This window comes from Streptomyces caniscabiei (assembly GCF_014930365.1).
In the GTDB taxonomy this organism is placed as follows: domain Bacteria; phylum Actinomycetota; class Actinomycetes; order Streptomycetales; family Streptomycetaceae; genus Streptomyces; species Streptomyces caniscabiei.
This window is the reverse complement of the sequence record NZ_JABXWI010000009.1, coordinates 25610-42265: the sequence shown is the minus strand read 5'-3', so window position 1 is coordinate 42265 and position 16656 is coordinate 25610. Positions and strand designations below refer to the sequence as shown.

Here is a 16656-nt window from a genome sequence, read left to right as displayed (position 1 = left end):
GCGACAAGCCACGACGATCCCGCAGCCGCCACCCAGTCCCCCGCCACCCCCTACCTCACGCGCTATGCCTCACGCGCACCGGCGTACATCTCATCGATGAGGTGCTGGTACTCCTTCTCCACCACCGGCCGCTTCAGCTTCAGGCTCGGCGTCAGCTCACCGTGCTCGACGTCGAGGTCTCGAGGCAGCAACCGGAACTTCTTGATCGTCTGCCACCGCTGCAACCCCTCGTTGAGCTGCTTGACGTACCCGTCGACCATCTCCACCGTCGCCGGCGCCGTGATGATCTCCTCGTACGACTTTCCGGCCAGCCCGTTCTCCGCGGCCCACCCCTGGAGGGACAGCTCGTCGAGGGCGATGAGCGCCGTGCAGAAGTTCCGGTCCGCGCCGAGCACCATGACGTTGGAGGTGAAGGGGCACAGCGACTTGAACTGCCCCTCGATCTCGGTCGGCGCGATGTACTTGCCGCCGGACGTCTTGAACAGGTCCTTCTTCCGGTCGGTGATCCGCAGGTACCCGTCGGGCGAGAGCTCGCCGATGTCACCGGTGTGGAACCACCCGTCGGCCTCCAGCACCTCCGCCGTCTTCTCCGGCAGCTTGTGGTAGCCCTCCATCACACCGGGCCCTCGCAGCAGGATCTCGCCGTCGTCCGCGATCCGCACCTCGCAGCCGGGCAGCGGCTTGCCGACCGTGCCGGTGCGGTACGCCTCGCCGGGGTTCACGAAGGACGCCGCCGAGGTCTCCGTGAGGCCGTAGCCCTCCAGGATGTGGATGCCGGCGCCGGCGAAGAAGAACCCGATCTCGGGCGCCAGCGCGACCGACCCGGAGACACAGGCCCGCAGCCGGCCGCCGAACGCCTCACGGAGCTTGGCGTACACCAGCTTGTCGGCGACCGCGTGCTTCGCGCCGAGCGCGAACGGCACCGAGGCCGTGCCGGTGCGGCGGAAGTTGTCCTGGCTGGCCTTGGCGTACTCGCGGGAGACCCCGGCCGCCCACTGGAAGATCTTGTACTTGGCCGGGCCGCCCGCGCGGGCCTTGGCGACGACGCCGTTGTAGACCTTCTCGAAGATGCGGGGCACGGCCGCCATGTACGTCGGCTGCACCACCGGCAGGTTCTCGATGATCTTGTCGATCCGGCCGTCGACCGCGGTGACGTGCCCGACCTCGATCTGACCGCTGGTGAGCACCTTGCCGAACACGTGCGCGAGCGGCAGCCACAGGTACTGCACGTCCTCGGCACTGACCAGCCCGGTCGCGGCGATCGCCTTCGCCATGTACGACCAGTTGTCGTGCGGCAGCCGGACACCCTTGGGGCGGCCCGTGGTGCCCGAGGTGTAGATGAGGGTGGCCAGCTGGTCCTTGGTGATCGCGCCGACCTTCTCCTTGATCAGGTCGGGCTTCTTCTCCAGGTACGCCGCGCCGCGCTTCTCCAGCTCGGCCAGCGAGAGGACCCAGTCCTCCGAGAGGTCCGCGCCCTCGGTGTCGATGACCACGACATGCGTCAGCTCGGGCAGCTCGGCCTTCTTCTCCCGGGCCTTGGCCAGCTGCGCCGCGTCCTCCGCGATGAGGATCCGGCTGGAGGAGTCCGAGAGGATGTACGCGGACTCCTCGGCGTTGGTCTGCGGATAGACGGTCGTGGTGGCGGCGCCGGCGCACATGATGCCGAGGTCGGCGAGGATCCACTCGATGCGCGTCGACGAGGCGAGGGCGACCCGCTGCTCCGGCTGCACACCCAGCTCGATCAGTCCGGCCGCGACGGCGTAGACCCGTTCGGCCGACTCCGCCCAGCTCAGCGACTTCCAGTCGGAGGGCCCCTCCCCGGAGGCCGGTGGCACCGGGTAGCGGTAGGCCTCGCCGTCGGGCGTGGCCGCCACGCGCTCGAGGAAGAGGGCCGCCACCGAGGGCGGACGGTTCTCGATCAGGGTCTGTGTGTCGCTCACGACATCCTCCGGGGCACGCGACAGTACAGCTGGCTCACGGACTGTGCGGCTGGCTCAAAGCGGCTGTTGTTTAACTCGCGAGTAACCATCGAGTGGTGATCAGGGTAGAGCGAGGTAGGCCGGTTGGTAAGGGGCGGCGGCGGGTCACTTTCCACCGAGAACGACCCTACGAACACACGCGGGCCCGTCGCGGCGACACGCGACAGGCCCACGCTCCCCTCAAGTTTCCGGGGGTGAACAGTGGCTACTTCTTGCCCTTGCCGCCCCCGGCGCTGTCGTCGCTGGACAGAACGGCGATGAAGGCCTCCTGCGGAACCTCCACAGAGCCCACCATCTTCATCCGCTTCTTGCCTTCCTTCTGCTTCTCCAGCAGCTTGCGCTTCCGGGAGATGTCACCGCCGTAGCACTTGGCGAGGACGTCCTTGCGGATGGCGCGGATGGTCTCGCGGGCGATGACCCGCGAGCCGATGGCCGCCTGGATGGGCACCTCGAAGGCCTGCCGCGGGATCAGCTCGCGCAGCTTGGCGACGAGCCGCACCCCGTACGCGTACGCCGCGTCCTTGTGCGTGATCGCCGAGAAGGCGTCCACCTTGTCGCCGTGCAGCAGGATGTCGACCTTGACCAGGCTGGAGGTCTGCTCACCCGTGGGCTCGTAGTCCAGCGAGGCGTACCCGCGCGTCTTCGACTTCAGCTGGTCGAAGAAGTCGAAGACGATCTCCGCGAGCGGCAGCGTGTACCGGATCTCGACCCGGTCCTCCGACAGGTAGTCCATGCCGAGCAGGGTGCCGCGCCGGGTCTGGCACAGCTCCATGATCGAACCGATGAACTCGGTCGGGGCGAGGATCGTGGCGCGTACGACGGGCTCGTACACCTCGTTGATCTTGCCCTCGGGGAACTCGCTCGGGTTGGTGACCGTGTGCTCGACGCCGTCCTCCATGACGACGCGGTACACGACGTTCGGCGCGGTGGCGATCAGGTCGAGCCCGAACTCACGCTCCAGCCGCTCCCGGATCACATCCAGGTGCAGCAGCCCGAGGAAACCGACGCGGAAACCGAAGCCCAGCGCGGCGGACGTCTCCGGCTCGTACACGAGCGCGGCGTCGTTGAGCTGGAGCTTGTCGAGGGCGTCACGCAGCTCCGGGTAGTCGGACCCGTCCAGCGGATACAGGCCCGAGAAGACCATCGGCTTGGGGTCCTTGTACCCCCCGAGCGCCTCGGTCGCCCCCTTCACCTGGCTGGTGATCGTGTCACCGACCTTGGACTGCCGGACGTCCTTCACACCGGTGATGAGGTAACCCACCTCACCGACGGCCAGCCCGTCGGCCGGCAGCATCTCGGGCGAGTTGGTCCCGATCTCCAGCAGCTCGTGCGTCGCGCCGGTGGACATCATCCGGATCCGCTCACGCTTGTTGAGCTGCCCGTCGATCACACGGACGTACGTGACCACGCCCCGGTACGAGTCGTACACCGAGTCGAAGATCATCGCGCGCGCGGGCGCGTCCTTGACGCCGACCGGCGCCGGAACCTCCGCCACGACCCGGTCGAGCAGCGCGTCGACCCCCACACCCGTCTTGGCGCTGACCTTCAGCACGTCCGCCGGGTCGCAGCCGATGAGGTTCGCCAGCTCCTCGGAGAACTTCTCCGGCTGCGCGGCCGGCAGGTCGATCTTGTTCAGTACGGGGATGATCTTGAGGTCGTTCTCCATCGCCAGGTACAGGTTGGCGAGGGTCTGGGCCTCGATCCCCTGGGCCGCGTCGACCAGGAGGACGGTCCCCTCACAGGCCGCCAGCGACCGCGACACCTCGTACGTGAAGTCGACGTGCCCGGGGGTGTCGATCATGTTGAGAATGTGCGTGTTGCCCGGATCGTCGGTCGGCGCCCAGGGCAGACGCACCGCCTGGGACTTGATCGTGATTCCGCGCTCACGCTCGATGTCCATGCGGTCGAGGTACTGAGCACGCATCTGCCGCTGGTCGACGACGCCGGTCAGCTGAAGCATCCGGTCGGCGAGCGTGGACTTGCCGTGGTCGATGTGCGCGATGATGCAGAAATTGCGGATCTGAGCCGGGGCGGTACGGCTCGGCTCGGGCACATGGCTGGGGATCGCGGGCACGCAGGGTCCTGATTCTTGAGGTGTCCGCAGCCGTCTGCGGTCTCGGGTCGGATCGGGTCTGGCGGGTCTGTACGTAGGCACCATGGTCCCACGGGTGGAGGGCTGCGACCGGTTTGGGCCGACGCGAGAGCTGCTGGTAACGTGGGCCGCTGTGTCTCATGCCCTCTCTGCAGGAGGCACAGCCAGAGAAAACCAAGCTCAATCCAAGCTGAAAAGGCTCATTCGTGGCGAACATCAAGTCCCAGATCAAGCGGAACAAGACCAACGAGAAGGCGCGCCTGCGCAACAAGGCCGTCAAGTCGTCGCTCAAGACCGCGATCCGCAAGGCCCGTGAGGCAGCTGCCGCGGGTGACGTCGAGAAGGCCACCGAGTACCAGCGCGCTGCCGCGCGTCAGCTCGACAAGGCCGTCTCGAAGGGCGTCATCCACAAGAACCAGGCCGCCAACAAGAAGTCGGCGCTTGCTACCAAGGTCGCTTCCCTCAAGGGCTGAGCTTCTCCTTTGATCTGACCGTCGGCTGGACCCAGAGCGGGCCCTCTCTCTCCGCTCCCACCCGACCCCCCGGATCCGCACGCGGCCTGCGTTCGCCACGCGGGTGCGGATCCCCCATCTCAAACCAATAGCCCCACCCCACGCCCCTTCCCCGGGGCCCGGGGTGGGGCTATTGGCGTTTGTGGGGGGCGTGCGGGGGCCGGGGACGGCTTCGGGGAGGGCGGGGGCGGGGGCGGCTGACAGTGCGCCGACGGCGCCGGCAGCGGAAGTACAGGGAGTGGCTTCCTGCAGCGGAGATGCGGGGGGCGCTTCGCGCAGCAGAGGTGCGGGGGGCGCTTCGCGCAGCAGAGGTGCCAGGGGGCGGCTTCGGGAGGCGGCGGTGCAGGTAGGGCGTGGGGCGGCTGCAGGCTTTTCAGGGGCGCGGGGAACTGCGCGACAAGCCCCAACGCTCCCGCACGTACTCACTCACCACACGCCCCCCTTCCTGCCCGTCCCCTCCCCCTCCCCCTCCTCCTCTTCTCCCCTCGTCCCGGGGCCGACCGGGGTCGAAGGGGCAGCGCCCCTGGAGGACGGGACGGGTAGGGGCGGCGGGGGCGACAAAACTCAACCCCGACGCGACCGAGCCGCCCGAGCGATCACCACAACCGCCTTCTCCAACGCGTACTCGGGATCATCGCCCCCACCCTTGACCCCGGCATCCGCCTCCGCGACCGCCCGCAACGCCACAGCCACCCCCTCCGGCGTCCACCCCCGCATCTGCTGCCGCACCCGATCGATCTTCCACGGCGGCATCCCCAACTCCCGCGCGAGATCCCCCGGCCGCCCACCCCGCGCCGACGACAACTTCCCGATCGCCCGCACCCCCTGAGCCAACGCACTGGTGATCAACACCGGCGCCACCCCCGTCGCCAACGACCACCGCAGCGCCTCCAACGCCTCCGCCGCCCGCCCCTCGACGGCCCGATCGGCCACCTCGAAGCTCGACGCCTCGGCCCGCCCGGTGTAGTACCGCCCGACCACCGCCTCGTCGATCGTCCCCTCGACGTCCGCCACCAACTGCGACGCCGCCGACGCCAACTCCCGCAGATCACTCCCGATCGCGTCGACGAGCGCCTGGCACGCCTCCGGCGTCGCGGACCGCCCGAGCGTCCGGAACTCCCCCCGCACGAACGCCAGCCGATCCCCCGGCTTCGTCATCTTGGGGCACGCCACCTCCCGCGCCCCGACCTTGCGCGCCGCGTCCAGCAGGCCCTTGCCCTTGGCGCCGCCCGCGTGCAGCAGCACCAGGGTGATCTCCTCGGCGGGAGCCCCCAGATACGCCTTCACGTCCTTGACCGTGTCGGCCGACAGATCCTGCGCGTTCCGCACGACCACGACCTTGCGCTCCGCGAAGAGCGACGGACTCGTCAGCTCCGCGAGCGTGCCGGGCTGCACCTGGTCCGAGGTCAGATCCCGCACATCCGTGTCGGCATCCGCGGCCTTCGCCGCGGCCACCACCACCTGCACAGCCCGGTCGAGCAGCAACTCCTCCTGCCCCACGGCCAACGTCACGGGGGCGAGAGGATCATCGTTCACAGTCTTCTTGGCCATCCCGCACAGCATCCCACGCCCCACTGACAACCGAACCGCCCACGGACCACCCCTGCCGGCGCAGGTCCCCCGCCACAGACGACACGAGCCGGACGACGTGAACGTCGACGACGGCGGGCCGCAGGACGACGCCCCAGGCCAAGCGGACGAACGCACGAACACCCGACCGGGACGAGCGGCAGCGGCAGCGGCAGCGGCAGCGGCAGCGGCAGCGGCAGCGGCAGCGGCAGCGGCAGCGGCAGCGGCAGCGGCAGCGGCCAATCTACGGCTCCTCCCTCCACCCCTCCCACTCCCCCGCGAACTCGTCCAACGCCACAGGATCGAGCCGCTCCCGCTCGTCCCGCAGCACCACCAGCCACTGCGCGTCCTCGGCGTCGTCCTCGCCCGCCAACGCGTCCCGCACCAGCTGCGGCTCCTCATCCAGCCCGAACCGCTCCCCCAGCGCCTCGACGACCTCCTCGGCCGCGTCCCGGTCCGGCAACACCAACACATGCCTCGCATCACTCACACCCCCATCTTCCGCCACCCACCTGGGGCCCCTCCCCTCCCCTCCCCTCCCCTCCCCTCCCCGCCCCTCCCCCCCCCCGGCGGTCTTGCCCCCCACTACCCCACCCCGCGCCCCGCCCCCACCTCCGGCACCCTGTCCAACCGCACCCCGAAGTGGTCCCGGTACACCGCCAGCACCTCCGCGTCCGAGCCCAGCTCGGTCACCTCGCGGGCGCCCTCCGCCGAGGTGACGGTGAATGTGCGGCCGCTCAGGGTGACGCGGCCGCCGTCCTCCGTGAGGCGGGAGCAGACCAGGGACTGCGTGAAGTGCGAGGCCGGCGAGGTGCTGTGCCACCAGGCCCCGGCCACGAAGTCCCCGAGGACCCTCGGCCTCGTCTCCAGCCGGTACTGGGGCTTGCCGTTGCGGAACACGTCCAGGTCCCCGAACTCCCGGCCCCCGCTCTCCCGGTCCGCCTCCGCCACCCGGAACCTGCCTCCCGGATCCTCCTGCTCCGCCCGGTTCCCGAACTCCAGCGGATAGTGGCTGTTCGCCCCGAACCCGACATCGGCCAGCCAGTCGCCCCCGTCCACCGTCCTCACCCGCAGCGCGAGATGGTCGAACGGGATGCCGAGCCGCCCCTCCTCGCCGTACACCCGAGCCGCGAGCAGCGTCACATCGAACCCCAGTTTCGAGAGCAACGCCCCGAACAGCCCGTTCAGTTCGAAGCAGAACCCGCCCCGGCGCTCCCCGACCACCTTGTCCAGCAGCCGCTTCTCCTCCAGGACGATCTCCTCACCGAGGTGGATCGACAGGTTCTCGAACGGCACCGCCCGCAGGTGGCGCAGGTGCAGTTCACGCAGTACGTCGACAGTCGGCCAGGCCTGCTGCTCGGCCCCGAGACGGCGAAGGTAGGCGTCAAGCTCTGCGGTGTCCATGCCCTCAGTCTCTCGCCACGAGCAACTCCTCCGCCGTACCCGCGACGGCGACCGCGCCGTCCTCGTCCGTACGCAGCACCGTGGCACCCCCGGCCCGCAGCGCCGCGACCGTGCTGGGCGCCGGATGACCGTACGGGTTGTCCGCGCCCACGGAGATGAGTGCCAGCTCGGGGGCCATGGCCCGTATCAGCCCCGGATCCTGGTATGCCGAACCGTGGTGGGCGACCTTGACCACGTCCACGGCCCCCAGTGCGGCGGCCTCCGGAGATCTCGCCAGCTCTCTCTGACCGGGCGGTTCCAGGTCGCCGAGGAGCAGCAGGGTCAGCCCGGCCGAGCGGACCAGCATGGTCACGCTGGCGTCGTTCGGCCCGTCCGGCGCGGCCTGGTCGCCCGGCGGCCACAGCACCCGCCAGGTGAGACCGCCCGTGCGTCGTTCCTCCCCGGCCACGGCCCGGGTCAGCGGGATCCGCCGGGCCGCCGCTTCCCTGCGCACGAACGCGGCCTGCTCCACCGGCTCCTCGAACCCCGTCGTCGCGATCGCCCCCACCGAGCGCCCCCGCAGCACTCCGGGCAGCCCCATCACATGGTCGGCGTGGAAATGGGTGAGGACCACCAACGGGATCTCGGTAATGCCTAGCGAGGTCAGACAGCGGTCGACCAACACCGGATCGGGGCCCGCGTCCACGACCACCCCCGCCCCGTCCCCCGCCGCGAGAACGGTCGCGTCTCCCTGACCCACGTCGCACATCACGAAGCGCCACCCCGGCGGCGGCCAGCCCGTGATCACCCTGGTCAGCGGCGGTGGCTGCACCACGACCAGCAGGAACGCCATCAGGCAGGCCCCCACCAGCCACGGACGGCTCACCAGCCGCCGTCCTACGAGGACGACGACCACCGTGACCAGGCCGAGCAGCAGCGCGCCGGCCCAGCTGCCCGGCCAGTCCACGCCCGCGCCCGGCAGCGACGCCCCGGTCCGGGCGATGTCGGCGATCCATCCGGCCGGCCAACTCGCGCACCAGGCAAGGCACTCGGCCACGGGCATCGCCACCGGTGCCGTCGCGAGGGTGGCGAACCCCAGCACCGTCGCCGGGGCAACCGCGAACTCCGCCAGCAGATTGCACGGCACCGCCACGAGGCTCACCTTGGCCGACAGCACCGCCACCACCGGCGCGCACACCGCCTGCGCGGCTCCCGCCGCCGCCAGCGCCTCGGCCGGGCGTGGTGGCACCCGGCGCCGCTGGAGCGCCGCACTCCAGCGCGGGGCGAGAGTGAGCAGGGCGCCGGTCGCGAGGACGGACAGCAGGAAGCCGTAACTGCGGGCCAGCCACGGGTCGTACAGCACCAGCAGCAGCACCGCCGTCGCCAGTGCCGGGATGAGGGACCTGCGGCGTCCGGTCGCGATGGCCAGCAGCGCGATCGAACCGCACGCCGCCGCCCGCACCACGCTCGGGTCGGGCCGGCACACGATCACGAACCCGAGGGTCAGCGCCCCACCGGCCAGCGCGGTCGCCCGCAACGGGATCCCGAGCCGAGGTGCCAGCCCCTTCCGCTCGGCCCGCTGAGCCAGCCCCGGCGGACCGATGAAGAGGGCCAACAGGATCGTGAAGTTCGCACCGCTGACAGCGAGGAGATGCGTGAGATCCGTCGCCTTGAACGCCTCGTCCAACTCCGCCGGTACGCGCGAGGTGTCCCCCACGACGAACCCGGGCAGCAGGGCCCGCGCGTCCGCGTCCAGCCCGTCGGTCGCCTCCCGCAGCCCAGCGCGCAACCGCCCCGCGACCCGCTGCACCGCGCTCGCCTCGTCCACCACGACCGGAGCGCCACCGCCCCGCACCCGCAGCACGCCCGCCACCCGGTCTCCCCCGACCATGGCCGGCACGGCGTGCGCCCCCACCCGCACCCGCGTGGACGGCAGCAGCGAGAGCCAGGCCGCCCTGCGCGGCCCCGCCTCCACATCGACGATGACCAGCACCGGTGTCCGCGTGTCGACGACGGCTCCGTCCGGGCTCCGCACACGCCGCACCTCGGCCTGAAGGAGCACGGCGGCCGGGGCCGCGCGGTGGCCCTGGACCCGGGGGCGGGTGAGGCGCGGGTCGGAGGTGAGCTCCACATCCGCGGTCACCCGGGCGTACCGCTCGACCAGCCCCGGGACCGGCCCCCGGCGCAGATCAGCCCCGTGCAGCCCGGCAGAGGCGGCCGCCGCACCCGCACAGAGCAGCACCACCGCCACGGACACCTTCGACCAGGCCCCACGCCCAAGCCCGCACCCGCGTCCGCGTCCGCGTCCGCGCCCAGGCTCCCGCCCCAGCCCCAGCCCTTGCGCCCGTCCCAGCCCCAGCCCCAGCCCCTGCCCCTGCCCCTGCCCCTGCCCCTGCCCCTGCCCCTGCCGGCAGATCAGCAGAGCCGCCCCCACCACCCCACAGACCACGACCACTCCCGTGACCCATCCCGGCGAGGCGTGCACCGTCAGGGCCGCCGTCGCCCACGCGGCCAGCGCCGGTGGGACGAGGCGCAGATCCGTGGGCCCCTCTTGCCTGGGGTGCGCGTCGCCCAGACGGCTGCCCGAGGCCGCGTGCACGGCGGATCGCAGCGGAGCACCAGGCACCCCTGCCCCCGCGGACCCCGCCTCCGCTGTGGCCCTCTCCTCCTCTCCCGTAGCCCTCATGGCCGTACGAGATTCCGTAGGTCGGCGAAGCGGCGGTCGCCGATGCCGTTGACCTCACGCAGCTCGTCCACCGAGCGGAAGCCGCCCTGCTGAGTGCGGTAGTCGATGATGTGCTGGGCGAGGACGGGGCCCACGCCGGGCAGGGTGTCCAGTTGGTCGACGGTGGCCGTGTTGAGCGACACGGGGGTCGTGGGCGCCGCTCCGGCCACGGCACCACCGGTCCCGCCCGCTCCCGCCCCAGGTGCCCCGACCGGTCCAGCCACCGGCGCCGGAGTGCCGACCAGGACCTGTTCGCCGTCCACGAGGAGCCGCGCGCGGTTCAGCCCGTCGGTGTTCGCACCCGGCCGCACCCCGCCCGCCGCCCGCAGTGCGTCGGCGACCCGCGAACCGGCCGGCAGCCGTTGAATACCCGGGCTGCGCACCTTGCCGCCGACGTCCACCACGATGGAAGGGCCGGCCGAGGGAGCCCCCACCCCGGGCGGGGCACCCGACACCGCCGCCGCGCCGCCGTCCCCGCCGAACGGTGCCTCCGCGCCCCCAGGCACCGCCGACGCACCTGGAGCTCCCGCCCGCACCACCTCGGGCGCGCTCACCGGCTGGGGTCGCCCCGCCCAGAAGTGCTGTGCCGCGAATACCGCCGCGACAACCAGCACCACACTCAGCGCGACCACGCTCTTGCGCTCGATGCCGCACCGCGCCTGCAACCACAGCGGCAGTCGCTCCCGCACGGCAGGCCCCACCCGCTCGCGCCACGCCCCGCCCGCATCCCGACCCACGCCCCCGTCGTCGGCTACGGCAGCGGACACCACCCGGTCATCGGCTTCGGAAACGCGGACAGCCCCATCATCAGCTTCGACAGCGGGCACGCCCCTGTCGTCGGCAGCGGAAGCAGTCCCAGGCGAGTCACCACCGCCCGGACCAGACACGCCCCTGCCATCAGGCCCACGACCAGACGCGCCCCACCCACCGGCGCCACGACCAGACGCGCCCCACCCGTCGGAGTCTCCACCAGACGCAACCCCACCGTCGGCCTCACCCCCCGACCTCCCCCGACGCCCCTCCGCCGGCGGTCCATGCCCCAACTCCCGTGGTTCCCCTGCCGTTTCGGGAAACAACGCCTCCGCGCGCAGGCGGAGTGTCTCCGCCGAGGCCTGGTGGCGGCGGCCGGCTCGGCCTCGCGGTCGCCGTGGATGGTGGTGGTGCCGGGCGCGCCCGTCGGAAGAGGGACCCCGGCCCGGGCCGCTGGTGACCGTCGCCGTACGTGAACGTGATCGAAGTGCCATGCGACGAGGATCGGGCAGACTCCCCCACTCGCGATGATCTTGCTCAATTCCCGTGGATTACTACCCAGTTGTGGATAACTCCGTCACCCACCCGAGCGAACGCCCCTGAGACGAGCTACCTGAACCGCCTCACCCACCGCACCCGCCTCACCCACCGCACCGCCACGCCCACCACACCCACCTCACCGAGGCGAGACGACCGCCCCCAGCAACCCAGGCCCCGTGTGCGCCCCGATCACCGCCCCGACCTCGCTCACGTGCAGATCGGCCAGCCCGGGCACCCGGCCCCGCAGCCGATCCGCGAGCGCCGCGGCCCGCTCGGGTGCGGCGAGGTGGTGGACGGCGATGTCGACCGGCGCCCCGCCCGCCCGCTCGGCGACGATCTCCTCCAGGCGGGCGATCGCCTTGGACGCCGTTCTGACCTTCTCCAGCATCTCGATGCGGCCGCCGTCCAGCTGGAGCAGCGGCTTGACCGCCAGCGCGGACCCGAACAGTGCCTGGGCCGCACCGATCCGTCCGCCCCTGCGGAGGTAGTCCAGGGTGTCGACGTAGAAGAACGCGGACGTCCCCGCGGCGCGCTTCTCGGCGGCCGTGACGGCTTCGTCCACCGTGCCGCCCGCCTCGGCGGACTCCGCGGCGGCGAGGGCGCAGAATCCGAGGGCCATCGCGACCATCCCGGTGTCCACGACGCGCACCGGCACGGGTGCCTCACGTGCCGCGAGCACGGCCGCGTCGTACGTGCCCGAGAACTCGGCGGAGAGGTGGAGGGAGACGATGCCCGTGGCGCCCGACTCCGCGACCCTGCGGTAGGTCTCGGCGAACAGTTCGGGGCTGGGGCGGGAGGTGGTGACGGACCGTCGTTTCTGCAGCGCTTGGGCGAGGGAGCGCGCCGAGATCTCGGTCCCCTCTTCGAGCGCCTGGTCGCCGAGGACCACGGTCAACGGCACCGCGGTGATGTGGTGACGCTCCATCGCCGGCGGCGGCAGGTAGGCCGTTGAATCGGTGACGATCGCGACATGGCGGGACATGAGCTGGAGGTTACCCGCCGAGCCGTGCGGACGGCAGCCCGGCCCCTGTCACCCGCGACCGCACGGGGCGGTCCGACCGGGTCGAACGGCTCAAGTGGTGCTCTCCGGGCGGGGCTTCTTCTGCCACGGGTAGGTGGGCCGCGCACTCGGCGGCGTGATCGCGGGCCTGGGCGGCTCCTGCCCACCGGAGGACTCCCCGCCGCGAGACGCACCCTCTGCGGCCCCGGCACCGGCCCCGCCCGACCCGGGAGTCTCCTGCCAGGTCTGGCCGGTGGAGGCGGTCGGCTCGGGCCTGGGCGCCTCGGGCCACACGTCGGCGGGTTCCGTGGTCCAGTGGCGCAACGCGCCCGCCTCGACGTCGATCTGCGCGCTGAGCGTGTCGAGGTCGTCCTCCGCGAACTTGCGGGCGCGGTCGTGCGCCGCCCAGCGCAGCGAGTCGGCGGACTTGATGATCCGCTCCGTACGCTCGCGCAGCGCGGGCAGCCGCTGGGCCACCTTGGCGCGGTCGGGCTCGGGCTCCAGGCGCCGCAGCTCGGCGTCCAGCTCCTTGCCGTGCTTGCTGAGCTGGTCGAAGAGGGCCAGGGACTCCTTCAGCGACTCGTCCTCGCCCACGCCCGCGTGCAGGGCCTCCTGGGTGGCCCGCATGGAGGTGCGCAACTTGAGCCGCAGGTCGGCCAGTTGCCCGACGGGGCCGGGCTGGGCCAGGCTTCTGGCGCGCAGGGTGGTGTCCTCGACGGTGCGCTTGGCCTGGGTGATCGTGCGGTCCACGCCGCGCTTGGCCGCGCCGACCGCCTTCACCGTGGCGTAGGCGCCCAGCACCACGAGCAGCACGAAGAACACGACGACTGCGATGACGGCTTCCACGACGCGCTCCTCCTCCGACCGGCACGGGCATGTGCAGCGGCGCTCTTCCACGGTAAACGCAACAGGCAGGCCCCAGGTTCCATCGGAACCCGGAACCTGCCCGTAGGGGACGACCCCGACCCGCGGCCGGCCGGCAGCGTTACGTCCACCAGCGGCTACCCGAGGTCACCATGCGGCTATCCGAGGTCACCGAGCGGCCACCCGGCCACCCGTCCGCACGACCTCGCGGCAACGGCCCCACCGCACTCACGTAACGATGTTCACCAGCTTCGGCGCCCGCACGATCACCTTCCGGATCGGCGCCCCGGCCAGCGCCGCGACCACCTTCTCGTCACCCAGGGCCACCTTCTCCAGCTCCTCCTCGGAGATGGCCGGCGGCACCTCCAGGCGGGCCTTGACCTTGCCCTTGATCTGGACGACGCAGGTGACGGCCTCGTCGACGACGTACGCGGGGTCGGCGACGGGGAAGTCCCGGTGCACGACCGAGTCGTCGTGTCCCAGCTTGCGCCACAATTCCTCGGCGATGTGCGGGGCCAGCGGGGCGACCAGCAGGACCAGGGCCTCGGCGACGGAGCGGGACACCGGGCCGCCGACCTTGGTCAGGTGGTTGTTCAGCTCGGTGATCTTGGCGATCGCGGTGTTGAAGCGCAGGCCCTCCAGGTCCTGGCGGACACCGTCGACGGCCTTGTGCAGCGCTCGCAGGGTGTCCTCGCCGGGCTCGGTGTCGACGACCGTCACCTCGCCGGTGTTCTCGTCGACGACGTTGCGCCACAGCCGCTGCAGCAGCCGGAACTGGCCGACCACCGCGCGCGTGTCCCACGGCCGGGAGACGTCCAGCGGGCCCATCGCCATCTCGTACAGGCGCAGCGTGTCCGCGCCGTACTCCTCGGCGATCGACTCGGGAGTGACGGCGTTCTTCAGGGACTTGCCCATCTTGCCCAGCAGGCGGCTGACCTTCTCGCCCTGGTAGTAGTAGGCGCCGTCGCGCTCCTCCACCTCGGCGGCCGGCACCGCGAAGCCACGGCTGTCGCGGTAGACGAAGGCCTGGATCATGCCCTGGTTGAACAGCTTGTGGAACGGCTCGGCCGACGAGACGTGCCCCAGGTCGAACAGGACCTTGGACCAGAAGCGCGCGTACAGCAGGTGCAGCACGGCGTGCTCGGCGCCGCCGACGTACAGGTCGACCCCGCCGTGCGGCTGGCCCTCGCGCGGGCCCATCCAGTACCGCTCGATCTCCGGGTCGACCAGCTTCTCGGAGTTGTGCGGGTCCAGGTAGCGCAGCTCGTACCAGCAGGAACCGGCCCAGTTGGGCATGGTGTTGGTCTCGCGGCGGTAGGGGCGCGGGCCGCGGCCGTCGCCCAGGTCCAGCGTGACGTTCATCCAGTCGGCGTTGCGCGACAGGGGGGTCTCGGGCTGGGTGTCGGCGTCGTCCGGGTCGAAGGTGCGCGGGCTGTAGTCCTCGACCTCGGGCAGCTCCAGCGGCAGCATCGACTCGGGCAGCGGGTGGGCGACGCCGTCCTCGTCGTAGACGATCGGGAAGGGCTCGCCCCAGTAGCGCTGGCGGCTGAACAGCCAGTCGCGCAGCCGGAAGTTGACGGTGCCCTCGCCGATGCCGGACCGCTCCAGCCACTCGGTGATGCGCGCCTTGGCCTCGACGACGCCCAGGCCGTCCAGGGACACGCCCGCACCGGTGGAGTTGACGATCTTCGCGTCGTACGACACGAAGGCCTCGTCCCACGTCGAGGTGTCGGTGCCGCGGCCGTCCGTGGGCTCGACCACGCAGACGATCGGCAGTTCGAAGGCGCGGGCGAAGGCGAAGTCACGCGTGTCGTGCGCCGGGACGGCCATGATCGCGCCGGTGCCGTAGCCCATCAGGACGTAGTCGGCGATGAAGACCGGGACCCGCTCGCCGTTGACCGGGTTGGTGGCGTAGGAGCCGGTGAAGACGCCGGTCTTGTCCTTGGCCTCGGCCTGCCGCTCGACGTCGGACTTGGAGGCGGCCTGCGCGCGGTAGGCGGCGACGGCCTCGGCGGGGGTCGCGTGACCGCCGGTCCACACGTCGTGGGTGTCCTCGGGCCAGGCGGCCGGGGTGAACTTGTCGACCAGCGGGTGCTCGGGGGCCAGCACCATGTAGGTCGCGCCGAACAGGGTGTCGGGGCGGGTGGTGAAGACGGTGATGCGCTCGCCGTCGATCGGGAAGTCGACGCGGGCACCCTCGGAGCGGCCGATCCAGTTGCGCTGCTGCAGCTTGATGGCCTCGGGCCAGTCCAGCTCGTTCAGGTCCTCCAGCAGACGGTCGGCGTAGGCCGTGATCCGCATGTTCCACTGGCGCAGCTTGGCCTTGAAGACGGGGAAGTTGCCGCGCTCGGAGCGGCCGTCGGCGGTGACCTCCTCGTTGGCCAGAACGGTGCCCAGGCCGGGGCACCAGTTGACCGGCGCGTCGGAGGCGTACGCCAGGCGGTAATCGCCCAGGACGTCGGCGCGTTCAGCGGCGCTCAGCGCGCTCCAGGAGCCGCCGCCGGGCAGCGCCCGCTCGCCCGACTCGAACTGGGCGACCAGCTCGGCGATCGGGCGGGCCTTCCTCGCCTCGTCGTCGTACCAGGAGTTGAAGATCTGCAGGAAGATCCACTGGGTCCACTTGTAGTAGTCCGGGTCGATCGTGGCGAACGACCGGCGCCTGTCGTGGCCCAGGCCCAGCCGGCGCAGCTGGGACTTCATGTTGGCGATGGCGGCCTCGGTGGTGACCCGGGGGTGCTCGCCGGTGGCCACGGCGTGCTGTTCGGCGGGCAGGCCGAAGGCGTCGAAGCCCAGGGTGTGCAGGACGTTGTGGCCGGTCATCCGCTGGTAGCGGGCGAAGACGTCGGTGGCGATGTACCCCAGGGGGTGGCCGACGTGCAGGCCGGCGCCGGAGGGATACGGGAACATGTCCATGATGAACTTCTTGGGCTTGGCGGCCGTCGTCGCGTCGCCCGCCAGGTCGCCCGTGGGGTTCGGCGCCGCGTACGTGCCGTCGGCGTCCCAGAAGTCCTGCCAGCGTGCCTCGATCTCGGCCGCGACGGCGGCCGTGTAGCGGTGCGCGGCCACTTCGGCGGCAGCGGGGTTCGTCTCGCTCATGATCCTCAAAGCTCCATCGATCGTCTCTGCAGCGGGCTGTTCGTCCAGGAAACGAAAAATCCCCTCACACAGGAGGGGACGCCGCGCTGATGCCGACCACGCCGTCAACGGCGGTCGGGACTGATCAGCGCGGCCCGCTAAGCAGA

General features: G+C 71.3%; 11 protein-coding genes. 1 reads left to right on the top strand and 10 read right to left on the bottom strand.

All coding sequences use genetic code 11. The features are described from left to right. Positions 1–62: 62 nt before the first annotated feature. Both HW837_RS24470 and lepA read right to left on the bottom strand, forming a co-directional pair. Positions 63–1940, bottom strand: coding sequence for an AMP-dependent synthetase/ligase (locus HW837_RS24470; protein ID WP_045557501.1), 1878 nt, complete (start codon positions 1938–1940; stop codon positions 63–65). Between the two features lie 244 nt (positions 1941–2184). After that, positions 2185–4053, bottom strand: coding sequence for a translation elongation factor 4 (gene lepA, locus HW837_RS24465; RefSeq protein ID WP_045557502.1), 1869 nt, complete (start codon positions 4051–4053; stop codon positions 2185–2187). A 224-nt stretch (positions 4054–4277) separates the two neighbouring features. On the opposite strand from lepA, the gene rpsT reads away from it, so the two are divergent. Beyond that, positions 4278–4544: a 30S ribosomal protein S20 gene (rpsT, locus tag HW837_RS24460; protein ID WP_045557503.1), complete on the top strand. Its 267-nt coding sequence runs from the start codon at positions 4278–4280 to the stop codon at positions 4542–4544. A gap of 603 nt (positions 4545–5147) precedes the next feature. On the opposite strand, the gene holA is transcribed toward rpsT, so the two are convergent. The 8 genes from holA to leuS form a co-directional block, all read right to left on the bottom strand. Then, positions 5148–6134, bottom strand: coding sequence for a DNA polymerase III subunit delta (gene holA, locus HW837_RS24455; protein WP_193380089.1), 987 nt, complete (start codon positions 6132–6134; stop codon positions 5148–5150). A 262-nt stretch (positions 6135–6396) separates the two neighbouring features. After that, positions 6397–6642, bottom strand: a complete 246-nt coding sequence (locus tag HW837_RS24450) for a hypothetical protein (protein WP_193380090.1) — start codon at positions 6640–6642, stop codon at positions 6397–6399. Between the two features lie 95 nt (positions 6643–6737). After that, positions 6738–7556: an arylamine N-acetyltransferase family protein gene (locus HW837_RS24445; protein ID WP_193380091.1), complete on the bottom strand. Its 819-nt coding sequence runs from the start codon at positions 7554–7556 to the stop codon at positions 6738–6740. A gap of 4 nt (positions 7557–7560) precedes the next feature. Next, complete coding sequence (locus tag HW837_RS24440; protein ID WP_193380108.1) at positions 7561–10134, bottom strand: ComEC/Rec2 family competence protein; 2574 nt, start codon at positions 10132–10134, stop codon at positions 7561–7563. 83 nt (positions 10135–10217) lie between these two features. Further along, positions 10218–11504 (bottom strand): ComEA family DNA-binding protein, encoded by a 1287-nt coding sequence (locus HW837_RS24435; RefSeq protein ID WP_064744208.1) that lies wholly within the window; start codon positions 11502–11504, stop codon positions 10218–10220. A gap of 182 nt (positions 11505–11686) precedes the next feature. Continuing rightward, complete coding sequence (locus tag HW837_RS24430; RefSeq protein WP_045557508.1) at positions 11687–12532, bottom strand: DegV family protein; 846 nt, start codon at positions 12530–12532, stop codon at positions 11687–11689. A gap of 90 nt (positions 12533–12622) precedes the next feature. After that, complete coding sequence (locus HW837_RS24425; protein WP_045557509.1) at positions 12623–13396, bottom strand: hypothetical protein; 774 nt, start codon at positions 13394–13396, stop codon at positions 12623–12625. A gap of 246 nt (positions 13397–13642) precedes the next feature. Next, positions 13643–16510 (bottom strand): leucine--tRNA ligase, encoded by a 2868-nt coding sequence (gene leuS, locus HW837_RS24420; RefSeq protein WP_193380092.1) that lies wholly within the window; start codon positions 16508–16510, stop codon positions 13643–13645. Positions 16511–16656: the final 146 nt, after the last annotated feature.